This is a genomic window from Streptomyces sp. NPDC096176, assembly GCF_044763255.1.
Lineage (GTDB): Bacteria > Actinomycetota > Actinomycetes > Streptomycetales > Streptomycetaceae > Streptomyces.
On the sequence record NZ_JBIWFV010000003.1, the window covers coordinates 394051 to 411930 of the forward strand.

The 17880-nt window shown below is 70.3% G+C and carries 13 protein-coding genes; all 13 read right to left on the minus strand.

Going from position 1 to position 17880, the window contains the following annotated elements:
- Window positions 1–8: 8 nt before the first annotated feature.
- On the minus strand, window positions 9–536 hold the full coding sequence (locus ACIQ7Q_RS10450) for a phage baseplate assembly protein V (protein ID WP_403858667.1): 528 nt from the start codon (window positions 534–536) through the stop codon (window positions 9–11).
- Between the two features lie 34 nt (window positions 537–570).
- On the minus strand, window positions 571–1710 hold the full coding sequence (locus tag ACIQ7Q_RS10455) for a hypothetical protein (protein WP_403858669.1): 1140 nt from the start codon (window positions 1708–1710) through the stop codon (window positions 571–573).
- Window positions 1703–2077, minus strand: coding sequence for a hypothetical protein (locus ACIQ7Q_RS10460; protein ID WP_403858671.1), 375 nt, complete (start codon window positions 2075–2077; stop codon window positions 1703–1705). Before ACIQ7Q_RS10460 ends, ACIQ7Q_RS10455 begins: the two co-directional genes overlap by 8 nt.
- A 9-nt stretch (window positions 2078–2086) precedes the next feature.
- Window positions 2087–2779, minus strand: a complete 693-nt coding sequence (locus tag ACIQ7Q_RS10465) for a hypothetical protein (protein ID WP_403858672.1) — start codon at window positions 2777–2779, stop codon at window positions 2087–2089.
- Complete coding sequence (locus ACIQ7Q_RS10470; protein WP_403858674.1) at window positions 2776–3552, minus strand: hypothetical protein; 777 nt, start codon at window positions 3550–3552, stop codon at window positions 2776–2778. Before ACIQ7Q_RS10470 ends, ACIQ7Q_RS10465 begins: the two co-directional genes overlap by 4 nt.
- A gap of 29 nt (window positions 3553–3581) precedes the next feature.
- Window positions 3582–9935, minus strand: coding sequence for a DUF4157 domain-containing protein (locus ACIQ7Q_RS10475; protein WP_403858676.1), 6354 nt, complete (start codon window positions 9933–9935; stop codon window positions 3582–3584).
- Window positions 9932–10234 (minus strand): hypothetical protein, encoded by a 303-nt coding sequence (locus ACIQ7Q_RS10480; protein ID WP_403858678.1) that lies wholly within the window; start codon window positions 10232–10234, stop codon window positions 9932–9934. The genes ACIQ7Q_RS10475 and ACIQ7Q_RS10480 overlap by 4 nt, the downstream gene beginning before the upstream one ends.
- Entirely contained in the window at window positions 10225–12435 is a 2211-nt protein-coding gene (locus tag ACIQ7Q_RS10485; RefSeq protein WP_403858680.1) for an ATP-binding protein, read from the minus strand. Before ACIQ7Q_RS10485 ends, ACIQ7Q_RS10480 begins: the two co-directional genes overlap by 10 nt.
- A gap of 32 nt (window positions 12436–12467) precedes the next feature.
- Window positions 12468–13358, minus strand: coding sequence for a Pvc16 family protein (locus ACIQ7Q_RS10490; protein ID WP_403858682.1), 891 nt, complete (start codon window positions 13356–13358; stop codon window positions 12468–12470).
- A 4-nt stretch (window positions 13359–13362) separates the two neighbouring features.
- A complete protein-coding gene (locus ACIQ7Q_RS10495; RefSeq protein WP_403858684.1) occupies window positions 13363–14073 on the minus strand; it encodes a hypothetical protein in 711 nt (236 codons plus the stop codon).
- Window positions 14066–14812 carry a hypothetical protein gene (locus ACIQ7Q_RS10500; protein ID WP_403859170.1) on the minus strand — a complete coding sequence of 249 codons (747 nt, stop codon included), beginning with the start codon at window positions 14810–14812 and terminating at the stop codon, window positions 14066–14068. The genes ACIQ7Q_RS10495 and ACIQ7Q_RS10500 overlap by 8 nt, the downstream gene beginning before the upstream one ends.
- Before the next feature lie 76 nt (window positions 14813–14888).
- Window positions 14889–15413 carry a phage tail protein gene (locus ACIQ7Q_RS10505; RefSeq protein ID WP_403858686.1) on the minus strand — a complete coding sequence of 175 codons (525 nt, stop codon included), beginning with the start codon at window positions 15411–15413 and terminating at the stop codon, window positions 14889–14891.
- Between the two features lie 29 nt (window positions 15414–15442).
- Window positions 15443–17293: a phage tail sheath family protein gene (locus ACIQ7Q_RS10510; protein ID WP_403858688.1), complete on the minus strand. Its 1851-nt coding sequence runs from the start codon at window positions 17291–17293 to the stop codon at window positions 15443–15445.
- Between the last annotated feature and the right edge of the window lie 587 nt (window positions 17294–17880).

The window sequence follows — 17880 nt, forward strand, 5'->3', positions numbered from 1 at the left end:
CTGGTCGGTTACTGCTTCTTCGGCACGATCAGCCGGCCGTCGTTGATGTTGACCTCGCCGCCGGTCAGCAGGATCGACGCGCCCTGCCCGTTGGCGATCGTCACGCCCTTCTCGTCGACCTGGATGTACGCCCCGGTCGCGGCCTGGAGCCGGATGCCGTTGCCGCCGGGCACGTCGCCCATCACGAACTTGTGCCGGTCCGAGGTCTGGATGACCACGTTCTGATGCGCAGGCCCACCGGCCAGCGCGTCCGGCGGCAGCTCGGCACTGTCCCCGTACCAACAGCCGCTCCAGATGGGGTAGCTGGGGTCCCCCTGCTCGAACTCCACCCACACGCCCGCCCCGGCCGAAGGAACCACGTACTGCCCGGACTCCCGCCCCGTGAACGGCAGACAGGGCAGCGCCCACGTGGACGTCTCGTCTCCGAGCACGTCCGGCACCTTGACCGTGACACGGCCGATCCGCAGCGGATCCTCGTTGCTCACCACCCGCCCCCGGAACTTGCCGAGAAACCGGTTGTTCGGTCCTGCAGCCATGCGAAGTTCTCTCCCTGGTCCTTGCCTTCAGGCCTCACGGCCGTACGGTGCCGCTGCGGGCGATCAGTCCCTCGCGCGACAGCGTGAAGTTCTGCTGGTACGAGCCGGGCCTGATGTTGTGCGTCACCGACCTCACGTAGTAGTCGCCGTCGTACGTGACCCCGGCGCCGCGCACCCCGACCAGCTCGCGGGGCCGCAGGATGTAGCCGTGCCGGTTGACGTCGAGCGATCCGGAGCCGGAGACGGAGTCCGCCGACACGGCCGCCCGCGCCAGCAGCTCGGCCCGCGCCTGCGCCGACTCCTTCTTGGCCGTGCCGGACAGCGTCCTGCGCTTGAGGGCGGGCGTCGCACGGCGCCCCAGCGGAGGGCGTAACGGCCCGATGTCGGGCTGCGGCAGGAGCACGGTGTCGCGGGTCGCGGGATTCTGCACGCGCGCCTGCGGCTCCTCGCGAGCCGTCCCGTCGTAGGCGAACGTCAGCTGGTCGACGGTGGAGTTGGCGTCCATGTTCACGTTGAGCGCGTGCTGACGCTGCCCGAGCCGGATCTCCGGCCCCCACACGGCGGTGGAGTGACCGGGGCGGGGGCCGGGCTCCAGATAGAAGATGTAGCCGTTGGCGCGGGCGAGTTCATTGACGTAGCTCAGATCGGTGCCCGTCTGGTACTCGACCCTCAGCTGCTCCCGCGGCGGCTGCTCGATCTTCTCCTGGAACACGCGCGACCCGATGCCGTAGTCCGCGTACTTGGCGAGGATGCGGGCCACCCGCTCGGACGGCCGCAGATTCGGATACCGGTCGGTCCGTTCCTCCAGATCCATCAGCACGGTGAGGTCCTCGCCGGTCACGGTGAGAGTCGAATGCCCGGGCTGATTGCTCGCGCCGACCTCCTGCCGCACGATCAGCCCGTCGAGCAGCACGACGGCCGTGCCCCTGACGCTCACGGTGAGGATGACCCGGGTCTTCGGGTCGAAGAACCCTTCGGGGAGCAGCCGGCGCGACAGGGCGCCCTGCTTGGTGAGATCGAACGCGATCTGGAACCCGCTGCGTTCGCCCGCGGTCGTGGTGACCTGGGCGGACAGCAGCGCCTCCGTCACCTCCGGCGGAACGGGCCGGGTCAGCTGGGGGCCCATGTGCAGGGTGACGTGGATGGGCCCACGCCCGACGGGCTGATCAGGCATACCGGTCTCCCGGCGCCGGGAAGCCGCCGGCGTGCGGGATCTCGATGACGCGGCCGGCCTCCTCCGTCAACTCCTGTGGATCCAGCACCGGGTTGGCGTCCGCCAGCTGCCACCACTGTCCCGGGTCGCCGAAATACCGCTGCGCGAGCAGGTCCGGCCGCTCACCGCTGTTGACCGTGTGGGGGGCGCTCTCCCCCCTGGCCGCCTCCAGCGGAGGCAGCAACCGGCGCTTGGCGTACCGCACTTCGGTACCGTCCCGCAGCCGGTGCACACCGATCTCCGCGTCGTGGTAGCGGCTGGAACGGGGATAGGGGTGGGCGCCGGGTATCGCGTCCAGCGCGTTCTCGTACGGCTCGATGCCTGCCATGTCCGCTGCTCAGCCCCTTCCCAGCCCGGCGTCGCGCCCGGCCAGCCCCAACGCCGCGAGCCCGCCGCTGCGCGCGGCCCTCGCCAGACGCTCCTTCTGCGCAAGATGCGCCATGTACAGGTCCGCCCCGCGGTGCCCGGCCGGCAGGTCGCTGACACTGAGCACCTTCATCCCGATGCTCAGCGAGGCCCGGATCGGATTCAGATTGACGTCGAACGCGGACTCGTTGACGGACAGCTCGGTCAACCGCACCGGCATGACGCGCTTGCTGCCCCAGGTGAAGAGGGTGAGCGGCATCTCGATCGGACTGATCTCGATGGTCCCCTTCTTCGTCAGCCGCGAAGCCTCCAGGAGCTGTGCGGTGGTGGGATGCACGAGCATCTCCAGGGTGGCCAACTCGGGATGGATCCCGTCGGGCGCCGCGACCTCGAACTGATCGGTCGCGTCGATCTCGGCGGTGAACTTCCATGTCTCCTCGGCGGGCCCCTTGAGCCTGAGCGCCTCGTTCCTGTCCCCTCCACTTCCCCCGCCGCCCCCGCCCCCCGCATCGCCCGCACCGCCGGCGGCCTGGGGGGCGAGAGATCGCTCAAGGGTGTCGGGGTTGAACTGGAGGACGATGATGCGCTGGGGGGTGCCGCGTTCAGGGTCGACGACGACGATGCCGGAGCGGATGGGTTTGGGTATGTCGGCGTAACGGGTCACTGGATTCCCTCGCTGTCCTCTCGCAGCAGACGCCGGACGTCTGCGGCCGGGTAAGGCGCTTCCTCGGGCCAGGAGGCCGCACGTTCTCGGACGAGGTCGCGGTAGGTGTCCATGTCGTGGAAAGCGAGCGCCTGGACGGCCGTCACCTGCAGAGTCAGCTCATTCACCGCAGAGACCCGAACGTGCACAGCCACCACATCGGGAGAACTCCCCTGGGCGAGTGCCTGCAGCGCCTCCAGCCGCTCGTCGAGGTCCGCGGACTCGTCGAACACGATGCGTTCCAAGGCGGCGACCAGGCGCCCGCCGGGTTCAGGGGCGGAGCCCAGGATGGTGCCGGCAGCCAGTAGAGCCGCGGAGAACTCATCAGGCCCGGGACGGTCTTCGATGCTCTCGGCGATCAGCTCGGAGTCCTCGGGCGTGGCCTCGTTGAGCAGGACGAGCAGCGCGCTGGCACGACCTGCCCGGTCCACATCGGTACCCGCAGTCGGGTCGAGGGACGAGGCTCGCCGGAGAATCATCCTGGCGCGGTCCAGTACCTCGGAAGCGTAGGGGGCGAAGAGGCCGGCAATTCCGTGCCGTTCGCCCGACAACCCGTAATGGTAATGATCGAGTGCGATCCCGATCGCCGGAACGCTGGTGCTGTGCAGGAGTCGGGTGAAGGCGCTCAGTGCGCCATCTCGGGTCCGGGGCGCCACCAGTTCGAGCCGTGCCGCCTCGAGTTCAGGGTCCTCCAGGCGGTGTCTCTGCCAATGGTAGGTGTCGAATTTCTCCATGCTCTTTCCTGGTTGGTGGCCGGACCGCCTCAGCGAGTGACGCGCTTTCCGTTCTTGTCGATGATGAGGGTGATGGCGCCGGGGGGGACGGTGCCACGGACGAGGACCTCTTGCGTGCGTACGACGTCGCGGAGTGCCTGTTGCCTGATTTTCTTGCCAGGCGCCTTGAGATCCCACTCCTGCTGACCCTTCCTCGTCGTGAGGTCGAGAATATAGTCAGGGTTTATATGGGCTAGGTCGATCTTGATGGTGCCGTAGTAATTGAAGCCCTCCGCGGTGCTCCATTCCTTACCTTTAGGGTCGGTGATCTTCCCTTCTCCGATTTTCGTGGTGGATATGAAGGGTGAATTCTTCGCGCCGGTGACATGTTGCCACGGAGCAATGTTGGCACGCTTCTTCCGTGCCGATATTCCATTGTCCTTGTAATTTGCCAAGTCCGCCTCGGACATATTGCGGGTCACGTATCGAGGGACGTACTGGCCCTTCTGATCCCGCACGTACTGGCCTCCGTTGCTGTCCGCGAACACACTCTGGGCAAGCACCTCGCCGGTGGGTTCGTACAAGCTCTGCTTCTGGAAACGTCCAACGGCTGAAATGGCGGCGCCCGGGTGATCGATCAACAGCGTCGACGCATCAGGCGATTCGTCGAGCCACTTCAACTGCTGAGCCTTGATGCCGCGTGACGTGTTGGCCAGGCGGGCGCACAAACCCTTGACCTCGTTGAGGGTGGCGTCTTCGTTCAGGTCCTTCAGCCGCTCGGCGACAGCCCTCCTGAACGCTGCGACGTCGGGGTCATCCTCCTTGAGGTCCTTGTCCTTCTTGTCCGGTGGATTGGTTTCGAAAGGTTCGAAGCGGGCTACCTTGTAGCCGTCCTCGTCCTCGTCCCAAGTTCCTGGCGTGACAGTGCCACTGGGATTCAGAGTGGCGGTGACACGGAAATCGGGACGGCCGGACGATGTGAGACGCGTCAGTCGATGCCATACGCGAAGCGCCTGGAGCAGACCGTAATAGATCGGCCCCCGAAGGCCCTTCTTCAGAAGGGGGACGATTGTGCGCCGGAGGCGCTCAATGATCAAAGAGAGACGTCGCTGCTTCGACTCAGGGGATCGTTCATTCCTGCGCCGGTCATCGTGGCGCCTTTTCCTGTCGTCGACGCGTCGCCTGTGGCGATCGCGCATCCGGTCACGCTTCTTCGCGAACGCGTTCCGCAGCTTGGCCGCACTGTTCTTCAGTGCCTTGCCCGGCTTGCTCTTCTTCAGCTTCTTGCCCAACGTCTTCGCCGCGTTACGGACCTTCTTCAGCGCGGTCTTGACAGCCCTCTTCGCTTTGCCGAGAGCGTTGCCGAGCGGTGACTTGGGCTTCTTCGGCGTGGTGGGCTTCGGCCCCTCGATCTCTTGTCGCTTCTTGGAGGTCTGCGGTGTGTTCTCGGAGGACTTGTCCTTCGACCGCAACGGCGCCGTGTCCTTCGGCTTCGACGGAGACGGCGTCTTCGCCGGCCCCTTCGGCGTCGCCGTGTCCTTCGGCTTGACCGGACTCTTCGGGTTCGGCGAAGGCGCCGCCTTCGGCTTCGGCGCCGTCGCCGGCCTGCGCATCGCCGTCTTCGCGTTCCGCACCGCGTCCCGCGCCTTGTTGACCGCGGAGCCCGCCGCCTTCTTCGCGCCCTTGCCCGTCTTCTTCAGGCCCTGCATGATCTTCTGGGCCATCGCCTTCAGGCGCTTGCCGACGCCCTTCGTCGCGCCCGTCAGGCGGATCATCAGGAAGTTGGCGATGAAGTCCAGCAGCGCCACGATGCCCGCCGCGACCGCCTCCGCGAACAGGCAGGCGGCCGGACCCGCCTTCACCGCCTTCAGGTAGGCCCAGAACTTGCCGAACGCCGTGAGGATCGAGCTCAGGCTCTGCCAGGCGGCCATCAGGCCCTGAACGATCGTCAGGATTGCGCCCGCCGCCGGCACCAGCATGGAGACGACCTTCTCGATGACGATCGACGCGATCATCATCGGCAGCGACGCGATGATCGCGTCCCACGCCATCTTGCCGATCTGCTTGACCGACACGCAGCCCTTCACCAGGACGTCGATCACGGTCTTGCCGAGCCCGAGGATTCCCTCGACCTTCGTGTCGAACCACCGCTTGACGCCCGTCTTGATCGCGCCCCACAGATGGTCCTGGATACCGGACTTCGCCGAGCTGCCCGCCTTGCTCAACCAGCCGCCCGGGTCCGGCGCGATGTCCGCGACCAGCGCCGCGAACTTGCCCAGTGCCTCGATCGCCGCCTGCGCGAACTTGATCGCACCCAGGATCACCGCCTCGTACGCCTTGATGACGGCCTTGAGGCCGGCCTCGAGGACGTCGAGCAGCTTGTTCAACCCGGCCGCCAGCGCGTCCAGCAGCGCGTTCACGGCCTTCTTCAGGCCGTCCGCAAGCCGGTTGACCGCGTCGATCGCCTTGTCCCGCAGGCCCTCGATCGCCTTGCGGAACTTGTCCCGCAGCTCCGGGAACGCCGCCAGCAGCACGTCCCCGATGGCGATCAGCGCATCCGCCAGCACGTTGATCGCCTTGATGGCGAGATCGCGTACGAAGTCGATGGCCTTGTCGGCCCACTCCTTGAACGTGTCGATGATGCTGTTCACGGCCTTGCGCGCGGCGTCGAAGACCGCGGTGACCGCCTCCAGGAGCGCGTTGAAGAAGCCCTTGACCTTGTCGGCGAGCCAGCCGAAGAAGCCTCCGGACGGTTTCTTCTCCTCCTTCTTCTTCTCCGCCTCCTTCTCCGCGTTCTCGCGCTCCGTGTCGATCTGCTGGTTGTCCTTGTCCTTCCTGTCGTTGACCTCCTTGTCCTTGTCGTCGCGGGCCTTGACGATCTCGGTGTTCTTCTCGCTGTGCTCCTTCTCGGACTTGGTGTCCGCATCCTTGATCTTCTTGTCCTGCTCGGAGCGCCAGCTCTCCCGCTCCCGCTGCGCCTGCTCGGCCGACCTGCCGCGTTCCGCCGTCTGCTTCTCGGCGTTCTGCGCGACCTCACGGTCGATCTCGGTCTGCTTCTCCTGCTTGGCCTGCTGCTCGCCCTGCTGCTGTTCCTTCTCCTTGGCGACCAGATCGCCCTGCGCCTGGCCCGCCGCCCCCTGGATCTCGCCGCCGCGCTCCTGCTTGGCGACCGCGCCCACACCGGGCTTGGCCGCCGAGCCCTTCTTCGCGCCGCCGACGCGGCCCTTGCCGCCCACGCGGCCCGTCGCCTTGCCGACCAGCTGCTCGCGCGGCGCGTCGGGGAAGATCTGGTCCTCGCCCATCGGCTTGGAGGTGTCCTCGCGCCCCGTGCGCTGGATGTCGGACTGCTTCTCCTTGAGGGCCCTGGCCTGGTCGTCCGTGCGTTTGGGGTCGCTGGCGCCCTCCAGCCTGATCTTGGGCGCGGGGCCGACCGTCTTGTTGCGCAGTTCCGGGTCGACGGTCGGCACGGCGTCCGCCGCGGCCTCGACGTTCTCCGCCTCGTCGGCGCTCAGCTCCGCCGTGACCGGCATGGGGGGCGGGGGAGTGCTGTCCGTGGGCTTCGCGCCGGCCGCCTTCTCACTGCCCTTCGCCTGCTGCTTGTCCCCCTGCTCCTTTGGCCCCAGCTTCTCGACCTTGCCGGTCACCGCGGCGGCCGGCGGGGCCGCCTCCGGCGGGCCGGACTGCGTACGCGGCGCACCGGAAGGGCGCTCCCGGGTCGGCGGGTCGGCTGCCAGACGACGTTGCTCCTCGCCGACCTTCTTGTCCGCCGCCGCGTCCACGCCGGGCATGGCAGCAGCCGCCTGGTCCGGCGCCAGCTTGCTCACGGTGCCGATCGCGGCCTTGGGGTCCTGGCCGGAGACGTCCGGCGGCGCCTCGTCCTTCTTCTCCTCCGGCGCCGCGCCGCCACCTCCGCCGCAACTGCCGCCCGCCTCCTCCTTCTCCGCCGCGGGCTCCGGCGGTGCGCACCCGCCGCCGTCCTTCTCCAGCGACGCTTCCGGCGCGGGCCGAGCGCCCTCCGGTGCCGGGGCGCCCATCGCGCCCGGGCTGGGGGCCTGCTCGGCGACCGGGCTCACAGCGGCCTGGGCGGCCGACGGTGCGGCGCCGGGTCCCGCGGCGGCGGTCGGGCCCGTTGGCTCGTTCCGGCCGACGGTGCCCCGAGGGGCGGCTCCGGGGCCGGTCTCCTTGGGGATGCCGCTCTTCGGACCGGCCGCCTCCCGTTCCGGCTTCGGCGGCTCTGCCTCGCGCCGTGCCGCGGGGGAGGGGTTGCGGTCCTCGACGGACGTCCTCTGCGGCTCGGCACCGGCCGGCCGCGTCGTCGCGGGGCCGGGAGGCGACGTCGTGGTCGGAGACGGCCCGTCGGCACCGCTCTGCGGCGCGCCGGCGGCTCCCCGGCGTGCCTCCAGCTGCCCGCGCTCGCTCAACTGCCGCTGCTCGTCCTGGGCGTCGGGCCCGTCCTCGCGCTCCGCCGGCTCGGCGGCCTGCTTCTCCTGGTCCTGCGCGGGTTCCGGCTTTTCGGCCTCCGGCGCCTGCTCGTCCTTGTCGGTCGTCTCCGGGTCGGGTCCGACTTCCTGCTCTGTCGACTGCTCCGTCTGCAGGTCCTTCGCGCTGCGGTCCTGTGCCTCCGCCGCCGGGCTGCCCTCGGGCTGCGGGGCCTCGCCCTCGACAGGGCCCTCGTCCTGGCCGGGTGCCTTCGCCTCGGGAGCCGCGGTGTCCTCGTCCTGCTCCTTCTCCCTTTCCTGCGCGACCCGTTCGGCCTTGGTCGGCGGCGGCGCCGGGAAGGAGGGCAGAGTGGGCTGGGCGTCACCGGGCTTCATCCGGTCGGCGGTCGGGACGCCGGACAGATCCGGATCCGTGTCCGGCAGATGGTCCTCGGGCTTCAGTTCCTGTTCGCGACGGCCACCGTCACGGCTCTCTTCGCGCTCCTGGTCCGCGCCGATCTCGTCCCCGGCGCCCGCCTCCAGGCCGAGCGGCTTCTCCTCCTCGCGCGGCTCGTCCTCGTTCTCGTCCTGCTCGTGGAGGCCGTGCTCGGACAGGGCGCTCTCGCGCTGCTCGGCCCGCTCGTCCACCTTCTCCGGCCGCACACGACCGGGCTGCGCCCCCGCCTTCGGGTCGACATCCTCCGGTTTCGAACCGGTCGCGGGTTTTGTCGCGTCGTCCTTGCGCTTGCGTTTGTCCGCACCAGGCGCGTTGGTCTGCTCCGGGTCCTGCTCCTCCCGGTCGCGCTGCGCCTTGCGCTCCTCCTTCGCCTGCTCCGTGCCCTCCTGCCGGCCCTGGGCCCGTTCGTCGGAAGCCTCGTCGACCCGCTGCCGTTCCTGGGACTGCTTCTCCTCCTCCTGCTTCTGCTCCTGGTCGGCACGCTTGCGGGACTCGGCGCGCTCCTCCTCCTGATCCTGGCGCTGCGCCGCCTCCTGGTCCTCCGCAGCCGCGTCGGCAGCGGCCCGGCTGCGGTCGCTGCTGCGCTTGGAGTCCCGGGCACCGGCCTCCTTCGCCTCCTCGCGGGCGTCCGCCTCGCGCTGCTCGTCGGATCCGCGCGCGCCCTCCTGGGCGTGCTTCCACCGCGTGCGCTCGACGCCCAGTTCCTCGAAGAGGTCGACCTCGGGCGCGGGCACCCCGGCCGAGGTGAGGCTCTCCGGACCGGTCTCCGATTCCTCCACCAGGTCGAGCAGCCGGTCGTACTCGGGCGTCAGCAGCCGGGCCTCCAGCCGGCCGAGCACAGAGTCCTGCAACTGCGGTGAGAGCCGGCCGAGCTCCCACCGCACACGGCCCGACAGGTCCTGCGGGTCGCCGCGCAGCGAACGCAGTAGGCCGTTCGCCAACCGGTCCACGAGCGTCGCCGGATCCAGCTGCTCGAGCCGGGTGCGGTCGGCGTCCACGGTCGCGTAGCGGAGCCAGCCGGGGGTCGACTGCCCCTCCTCGACCGCCTCGCCGATGCCCGGCCGCGACCCCTCGCCCCGCACCAGGTCCTGGGCCGCCGACTCCGCCTCGCGCTCCATCGCCTGCTGCGGCAGGCTCACCGCGCCGAGGTCACGGCCCGCGCGCAGCGCGCCCAGACCGTGCGGGTTCTGCACCGTGTGCAGCAGCTCATGGGCGAGCAGCCGCCGACCGTCGAGCGTGCCGGGCCGGTACGCCCCCTCGCGGAGGAAGATGTCCTGCCCGACCGCCACCGCGTCAGCGCCCAGCATCTCGGTCAGCGCGCCCGCGTCCCGGTCGGTGTGCAGCCGCACCCGGCCGAAGTCGTGCCCGAGTTGCTCCTCCAGCTCCCGGCGCACACTCACGTCCAGCGGCTGGCCGGCCCCACTGACGATGTTCTTCGGCTCCGGGGCGTGCGAGGTGACACGTTCCTTGCGCTTGCGCCGCTTGCCGCTCCGGTCGGCGCCGGTCTCCTGCGAGTGGGAGGTGCTCATGCCGTCACCTCACCCCGGCCGCATAGTCCCTCGTGCACCGCGCGCGCCAGCTCCTGGCCGAGCCGGCGGGCCGAGGCCGTCGCGGGCAGCGGCGGCAGCCCGGCGAGCCCCTCCAGCGCCCGGCCGCCGCCGGCCGCCAGCGGAACACCCCGCTCCCGCACCAGCCGGGACAACTCGTCCCGGAAGGCCGCCGACACCCGTTCCGGATCGACACCGCGGCCGAAACCGTCGAGCACCAGCTCGCCGATGTCCACACGCACGGCGCGCGGGTCGTCGCGCCGAGCCTCGTTCAGACCCATCCGTGGACCTCCGAGGGTGTCAAGGAGCGGTCCAGCTTGAGGTATTCGGTGCGCGCAGCCTCCAGCATGTGGCGCATCTGGAGCCGGTCGCCCTCCTCCGCGGCGAGGAACGCGCCCGAGAGCGCGATGTTGCGGATGGAACCTCCGGCCACGGTCAGGCGCGCCAGCAGCTCCGGGTCCACGCCCTTCATCGGCGCCTGCGCGGGCAGCACCCGGCGCCAGATCTCCGCCCGTTCGCTCTCCCCCGGGAACGGGAAGTCGACGACGAACCGGATGCGCCGCATGAACGCCGTGTCCAGCGCCTGCTTCAGGTTCGTCGTCAGGATCGCCAGACCGCGGTACGCCTCCATCCGCATCAGCAGATAGCTCACCTCGAGGTTGGCGTAACGGTCGTGGCTGTCCTTGACCTCGCTGCGCTTGCCGAACAGCGCGTCGGCCTCGTCGAACAGCAGCAGCGCGCCGCCGCGTTCGGCGGCGTCGAACACCTTGCGCAGGTTCTTCTCGGTCTCGCCGATGTATTTGCTGACGACCTGGGACAGGTCGATGATGAACAGGTCCAGGCCCAGCTCCTTGGCCATCACCTCGGCTGCGAGCGTCTTGCCGGTGCCGGACCCGCCGGCGAACAGGGCGGTCACGCCGAGACCGCGGCGCAGCGTCGCGGCGAAGCCCCATTCCTGATAGACCGTCGGCCGCTGCCGCACATGGGCCACGATCTCGCGCAGCACCCGCAACTGCCGCTCGGCGAGCACCAGGTCGCGCCAGCCCGCCCGCGGTTCGATCCTGCGGCCGAGCTCGTCCATGCCCATCCGGGCCTCGGTCAGTCCGGCCTGCCAGGCCAGCCCCGCCGCGTCCAGCTCGTCCTCGCCGGACAGGTCCCGTACGACGGCCGCTCCGGCGGAGCGCACCAGATGCGGCGGCAGCGAGAACTGTTCCACGAGCGCCCGCAGATCGTTCTCCGACACCTCGGGCACGCCGGCGAACGCATCGGCCCACACGCCGAGCCGCTCGTCCGCGTCCAGGTCCGGCACGGTCACCCGCTCACCGCGCGGCCGTGCCGTCTGGCGCGGATCGGGGCTCGCGACCACGAGAGGAACGGCGGCGCTCTCGATGAACGCCTCCGTGGCGGCGACCTGTTCACGGTCCATGTCGCCGACCTCGATCAGCAGTGCGGCGGGCAGCAGAACCGCCTCGCGCTGCCACAGCCGTGCGAGCCGGTCCCGCTCGGCCGGGTCGCTGGGAATGTCGTCCGCGGCCATCTCGTAGAGGCCGAGCCCGGAGCGGCGTGCCGCAGCCGCCGCAATGTCGGTGCGGGTCCGCAGATCGCCACCGACCAGCTCCACGCGGCGCGTGCGGCCCGCCCATCCGGCCGCGACGCGGTCGGCGGCCAGGCCGTACGAGGCGGGCAGCGTGTCCGGCGCGGTGGTGCGGCGCAGCAGTCCGTGCAGCCGGGCGTCCAGGTACGGCGAGCCCACCAGGAAGTGCAGGATGCGTTCGTCGAGCCTGAGCCGGGACGTGGTCAGCCGGGACTCGTCGTCGAGCTCGACGATCCGCCACCGCCGCAGGGGCGCCACGGGGGTGAGGGCGCTCCAGTGGGGGGCGCCGAGCGCGGCGAGCGCGAGGGAGAAGGTGGGGTAGGCCCGCTCCGGGTCGCCGCTCGCCGCGGCGCACCTCGCGTTGGTCGTGGGCTCCAACTCGGCTGCCGCCGCGAGCAGGACGAGGTCACGCTCGAAACCGCTGAGTCCGAAGCAGGCGACGAGCGCGTCGAGTGCGGCGGGCGCGGCGACCGGCGCGCGGGCAGAGCCCCGCTGCGTGCCGGTCGCGCTGCCGGAGTCGTCGGTGCCCGGGTCGTCGGGTGCGGCGTGGGGCGCGTCCTGGGTGGCGCTGTGCGGCGAGAGCGCCGAGTCGGTGTGGGGACGGGCGGCTTCGGCCGCCGTCGATGCCGTGCCCGCGGCACCGTCCGTTGCCGGCCTGGGGGAGGTGCCTGCCGGGTCGTTCAAGGCGGCGGCGCGCTCCCGGGCGGCGCCCCCGCCGCCGGTCGCCGTCGCCTTCGCCGTGGGCGCCGCGGGTGCGCTCCCACTGCGCGCGGCACGTGCGGCGTGGGCGTCGATGCGGGACAGGACGGCCTGGACCGCAGCCGCCAACGCACGGCTGTTGGCCGCCGTCTCCGCGACGTCGCCTGCTCCCTCGTGCGTGCCGCCCATGTCCTCACCCGCCCCCGTCGTCCGCACCCGGCTCAGTTCTTTCCGTCCCGCTTCGGCTCTTCCGCCTTCGGCGCTTCCTCTTCGGATGCGTTCGCCTTACGGGCACGCGCCGGTGAACCGGCCCGTTTCGCCGCCGGCGTGCGCCCGCCGCGCTGCGCCGTCGGGGCGGCCCGTTTGGCCCCGGCCTTCCGGCCCTCCGGGACGGGCGAGGCCGCCTCCGCGGGCTCGCCCGTCCCGGAGGGCTCCGCGATCTCCTCGGCCCTCGGACCGCCCCCGGCGGGCTCTTCGGCCCCGGGCGGCACGGGCGCTCCTGGTGCTCCGAACGGCAGCACCGTGACGGTGCGTTCGGCCACCTGCTTCGCCGGCACCGGTCGCTCCCGGCCCTCGACGAGCACGAGTGACGCCTGGTAGGCCACCGAGAGCGAGTACGGGGTCTGGTGCAGCATCCCCCACAGCTTCGACGTCTCGTCGACGTCCATCACCGTGGGGGAGAAGCGCACCTTCTGGGCCGACGCCGCAAGGTCGCTGCCCGCCAGATACGGCCGTTCCGCCGCCAGCTCGATCAACTCCCGTGGAAGCACGGGCGTTTCGTGCAGCGTCCGGACGACGCACCCGATCAACCGCTGGCCGACGAGTTCCGCCTCCTCCCCGTAGGCGCTGATGAGGTAGTGCAGGTCGAGTGCCGCTGCCGGGCGCTTGCGCAGCGAGCCGTCGGGGCCGCGGGTCGGCAGATCGACATGGCGCATGGAGACGTTCGGTGTCACCTGGTAGAGGAATACGTTGATCGTCGGTTCGAGCGGCGGCTCGGCCGGTGGCTTGCGTGTCTCCACCTTGACCGCGATGTCCATCTCCGGGCCGAGGCTGCTCTCGATGAGGATGGCGAGCGCCTGGGTGACCGTCGCGAGGGCGAGTGCGTTGCTCATGACGTCAGTCCCTCTTCCCGCCGCGTGACAGATAGTCGTCCAGGGTCAGTACGGGGGCCGCGCGGCCAGGTCGGCTCGATCCCGCGGGCCCGCGGTCCGCCCCCGGCGGCGGCGCCGTGGTGACCTCCAGGCGCCCGATCTGCACATGCACGACCCGCTCCGCGGGCTTCGGGGCCCGGCGTCCCACCGAGCCGAGCGCGGCGCTTCGGGCGGCGGCAGTGTCGGACCCGCGCGGCACGGCCGGCGCAGCGACGGCAGTGGGCGGTGCGGCAGACAACTTCGGAGCAGGGGCAGTTGGCCGTGAGGGTGTGTCAGCGGCGTCGGCCGACTGTCCGCGGCGCTCCGCACGCGGCACTGCTGTTGCCGCCGCGGGCCGAACCGTGGGCGGCACTGCGGTCACCGGCCGCGGCAGCCGCTCCTGAGCCGCCGGAGCCGCCTGCGGCGTGTCCGCCTCCCGGATGTGTTCCGTGCGCACCACCGTGTGGTGGTCGGTGCGTACCTCGCGATCGTGCCGGACACTCTCCCCGGCCGCCGGCGCGGCCACCGGGGCAGCCGGGATCAGGGCGGCGGGCTCGTCCGGCTCCGGCGGCCCGTGCCGCAGGGCCTCGACCCGTTCGAACGGGCCGGGCAGGCGCGGTCGCACCCGGGTCGTCACGCCGTCCCGCGCGCCCACCGGGGTGTACCGGGCGAGCAGCCGGTCGAAGTAGTCAGGCATCTGCGCACAGCTCCAGGTAGTAACGACGCCGCAGTGGACTGAGCGCCAGGATCTCCGGCTCGCTCCAGCCGTAGGCCGTCGCGAGCAGATGGACGTCGAGCATCAGATCCCGGGCCCAGGTGTCCAGCTCGGTCCACAGGTAGGAGGCGATGTCCAGCTCGGCCCGTGTCGCGTCACCGCAATCGGGGCACGACACGTTCAGGGTCACGTCCGCGGTCGGGTCGGCCTCCGCAGCTTTTTCCGCGATGCGCCGCTCCACCCGTTCGGGCAGCAGATCGGCCAACTGCCGGGAAGCCACCGGCGTTCCGTCGCGCAACGCCCGGACCGTGCACCGCGTCACCAGCAGCCGGCGTGCCTTGTCCGGCCCGTCGGCCGTGCCTGCCGCCGCGAGGTCGGCGACGGTGGGCAGCCGGAACTCGACCGCCCAGTCGTCCACCTCCACCCTCAGCGGCGCCTCGGACGGCGCTGCTCTCGTGGCGAGAGCGCCGGCGTCGAGGTCGAACTCCATGGCCTCGCCGCAGGCACCGCACTCGATCCGAACCTGCATCCGCTCGCCGAACAGCGCCCTGCGCAGCGCGAACAGATCGGCTTCCCGTTCGCCGACCGGCACCGACAGCAGCTCGTCGGTACCGGCCTCGGGCCGGGCAGCCCGGTGCAGCAGCAGCGGCCGGTCCCCGGCGTGCCCTGCGAGTCCCGCCTCCCAGGTGGCCAGCAGTTCCACCGGACCCACCGGACCCACCGGACCCACGGGACCCACCGGACCCACCGGACCCACAGCGCGAGTCATACCCCGTTCCTCCGTGCCCGTGCCGCGGTCAGGCCGGGTGGGTGTAGGACGGCTCCACCGGTTCCGGCACCTCGTAGTCCCGCTCCCAGCCCTCGCACTCGAGCTTGACGCTCTGAATGGCGACCGCGTTGGCGTTGGCGTCGAGCTCACCGAGCACCTGGTACTCGCTGACCCAGGCCCGGTACAGCTTGTGCGAGACGGCCACCTGCCCGGCCTCGTTGAGGACCTGGATGATGATGTCCTTGCGGAAGTCGCGCAGCGAGACCTCGGAGCCGAGCCCCGCGCCGACCTGCCAGACCTTGTTGGCCCAGCGGTCGAACTCGGGGTCGTGCGTCACTCCGCGTTCGAGGGTGACACCCTCGAACTCGGAGCGCCCGGGCGACTTGCGCGGGGAGCTGGGGTCGCCGCCGTGACGGTGCTTGACCACTTCCGTGGTGCGCTTGAGCGGACTGATCTTGCTGATGCCCGCGACCGTTCGACCGTCCCACAGGACCAGGAACTTGAAATTCTTGTAGGGGTCAAAGCGATGGGCGTTTACCTGGAACTCAGCCATCGGTTTCCTTCGCGTTCCTATTCCTGTGGTTACGAGAGATCGAACTGACCGGCCATCTGCTGGATCTTCACGATCACGAACTCGGCGGGCCGGACCGGCGCGATACCGATCACGACATTCACCACTCCGCGCTCGATGTCGGCGTCCGTGGTGGTGTCCTTGTCGCACTTCACGAAGTACGCCTCGCGTGGCGTTCCTCCCTTGAACGCGCCCTGCCGGAAGAGGTCGTTGAGATACGCCGACGCCTTGAGCCGGATCTGCTGCCACAGCTGTTCGTCGTTGGGTTCGAAGACGACCCACTGCAGACCCCGGTACAGACTCTCCTCGACATTGAGCGCTAGCCGGCGCACCGGCACGTACTTCCACTCGCTGTCGAGCGCGTCCGCGCCCTGCAGGGTGCGCGCGCCCCACACCAGGGGGCCCACCACCGGGAACGTGCGCATGCAGTTGATCCCCAGCGGGCCCAACAGGCCGTTCTCCCTGTCGGTGAGTTTCACCGACAGGGACCTGACGCCGGCGAGGCGTGCCTCGGTGCCGGCCGGTGCCTTCCACACGCCCCGCTCACCGTCTGTGCGGGCGATGACCCCGGCGACGGCGCCCGACGGCGGGAACGACCGCAGCCGGCCGGTCAGCGGGTCGGTGAGCTGCAGATGCGGGAAGTACAGCGCGGCATGGTCGCTGCGGACCGGATCGAAGGCGCCGATCCCCGCGCGCGCCGCGTCCACACTGCCCCAGGTCGACGGCGAGTCGACCAGCAGGAAGATCCGCCGCTCCCGGCACAGCTGCCCGGCCGCGGAGAGCACGGTGACCATGTCCTGGGAGGACTCGTAGGCGGCGAGCTCGGGCAGTGCCAGCAGGTTGACGTCGTCGACGTCGCGCAGGGCCTGGATGCCGGTCTTGCGCGCCTCGCTCCCGATGAGGTCCCCCGGGCCGGGCGCGTCGCCGTCCTTGCCGCCCTCGAGCGGGAAGACCGGCGGGTTCACCGAGGACTCGAGGCCCAAGTCGTTCGCGCACTCCCCGACGAAGCGCACCACGTCCTTCGGGTCCAGGGAGCCGGCGACGACCTGGAGACGGCGGCCGAACGCGGTGACCTCCACGCCCGCGAACGCGTGCTTGCCCGGTGCGTCCGGCAGCGCCCGCAGCTTGCGCTCCAGCAGGAGGGCCAGCTCCGTGACGTCCGTCGGCGGTTCACCGTCGTGGTCCGGTTCGAAGAGGGTGAACTCCCGCTCCACGTCGCCGATCTTGACCTTCAGCTCGACGTTCAGGTCGGGCAACTCGGCGGCGAACGGCTTGGAGACGGTGCCCGACGGGTCGGGCCGGCCCTCGTCGAGGACCTTGACGCGCACCAGCGAGGACCCGGAGCCGACCACGGTCTCCACGAAGCGGCCGTGACCGGAGTGCATCGACAGCCCGGTGAACGACTCGCGGGCGCCGCCGCGCGCATCCAGAATGTGCAGGTTGAACGTCTTGTCGGGGGTCCGGGTGTCGTGGTCGACGGCCACCCGCAGCCCCGAGCCCCAGACGCCGGGCTCCTTGGCGTGCACCTCGAGCACCGGGCACTCGCTGTGCCCCTCGGTGGACTGCAGGGTGACGCACGCCTCCTCGCCGGTGCCGGCCTTGGCCACGCGGACGATGACCGCGAGCGTGCCGCCGTTGCCGAAGAACTGGTGCACCGCGTAGCCGACCGCGCTCTGCGCGGTGAGCCCGCCGAAGCGGCGCTCGAAGTCGGCGAAGCTGGTGATCCGGACCGGCTGGTTGAGCGGCCCCCGGCGGGTGTGCCCCACGAACGCGGTCACCGATGTGGTGACCGAGGCGATGGTACGGACGCTGCTGGGAAGTTCCTCGATGTATACGCCGGGATAGCCCATGTGCGTCGGCATTCCCCCTCCATTCCCTTCCGCGCACCAAGAGATGAGGGGAGGAGGTGCAGGAATTGCGCGCACGCGTCGACGCATGCGAGACCATCACTGTTTTCCCCCGCCACACACCCCGTGCGATATCGGTCTCGCAGGGCCATTTGCAAGCACAAGTGCTTGTGGCTCCTGATGCATGAGTGCCACTGCGAGTCTCGTTCGTCGCTCGAGTGATGGTCAAGAGACCGATTCAGTCATCGGTGCGGAAATCGAATGTGAATGGCGTTGGCACTGATATGCGTGGTCAGGGCGGTGCCGGCGGTCCTTCATGGAGGAGGATTCACGAGCGCTTCACATGATTCGGGCCCGTGAGGGGCAATTCCAGCCGATCCTCGGTGCCGTCGGCGCGCCGTCTTGAGTCCCTTTGGCGAGGAACGGTCTGTTTGTTCGCTTTTGTTCGGTCATGTTCGACTTCGTCGTTCGAGTCCGCGCCGCTTGAGCCGGCGTCGTTCGAGCCCGCCGGGCCGAGGTCCGGCAACCGCCGCCGCCCGCCGTCCACTTGGCGGCTCGTCACGGAATTTTGACATAGCCTTGACAAATTATTCTTGCGTTGC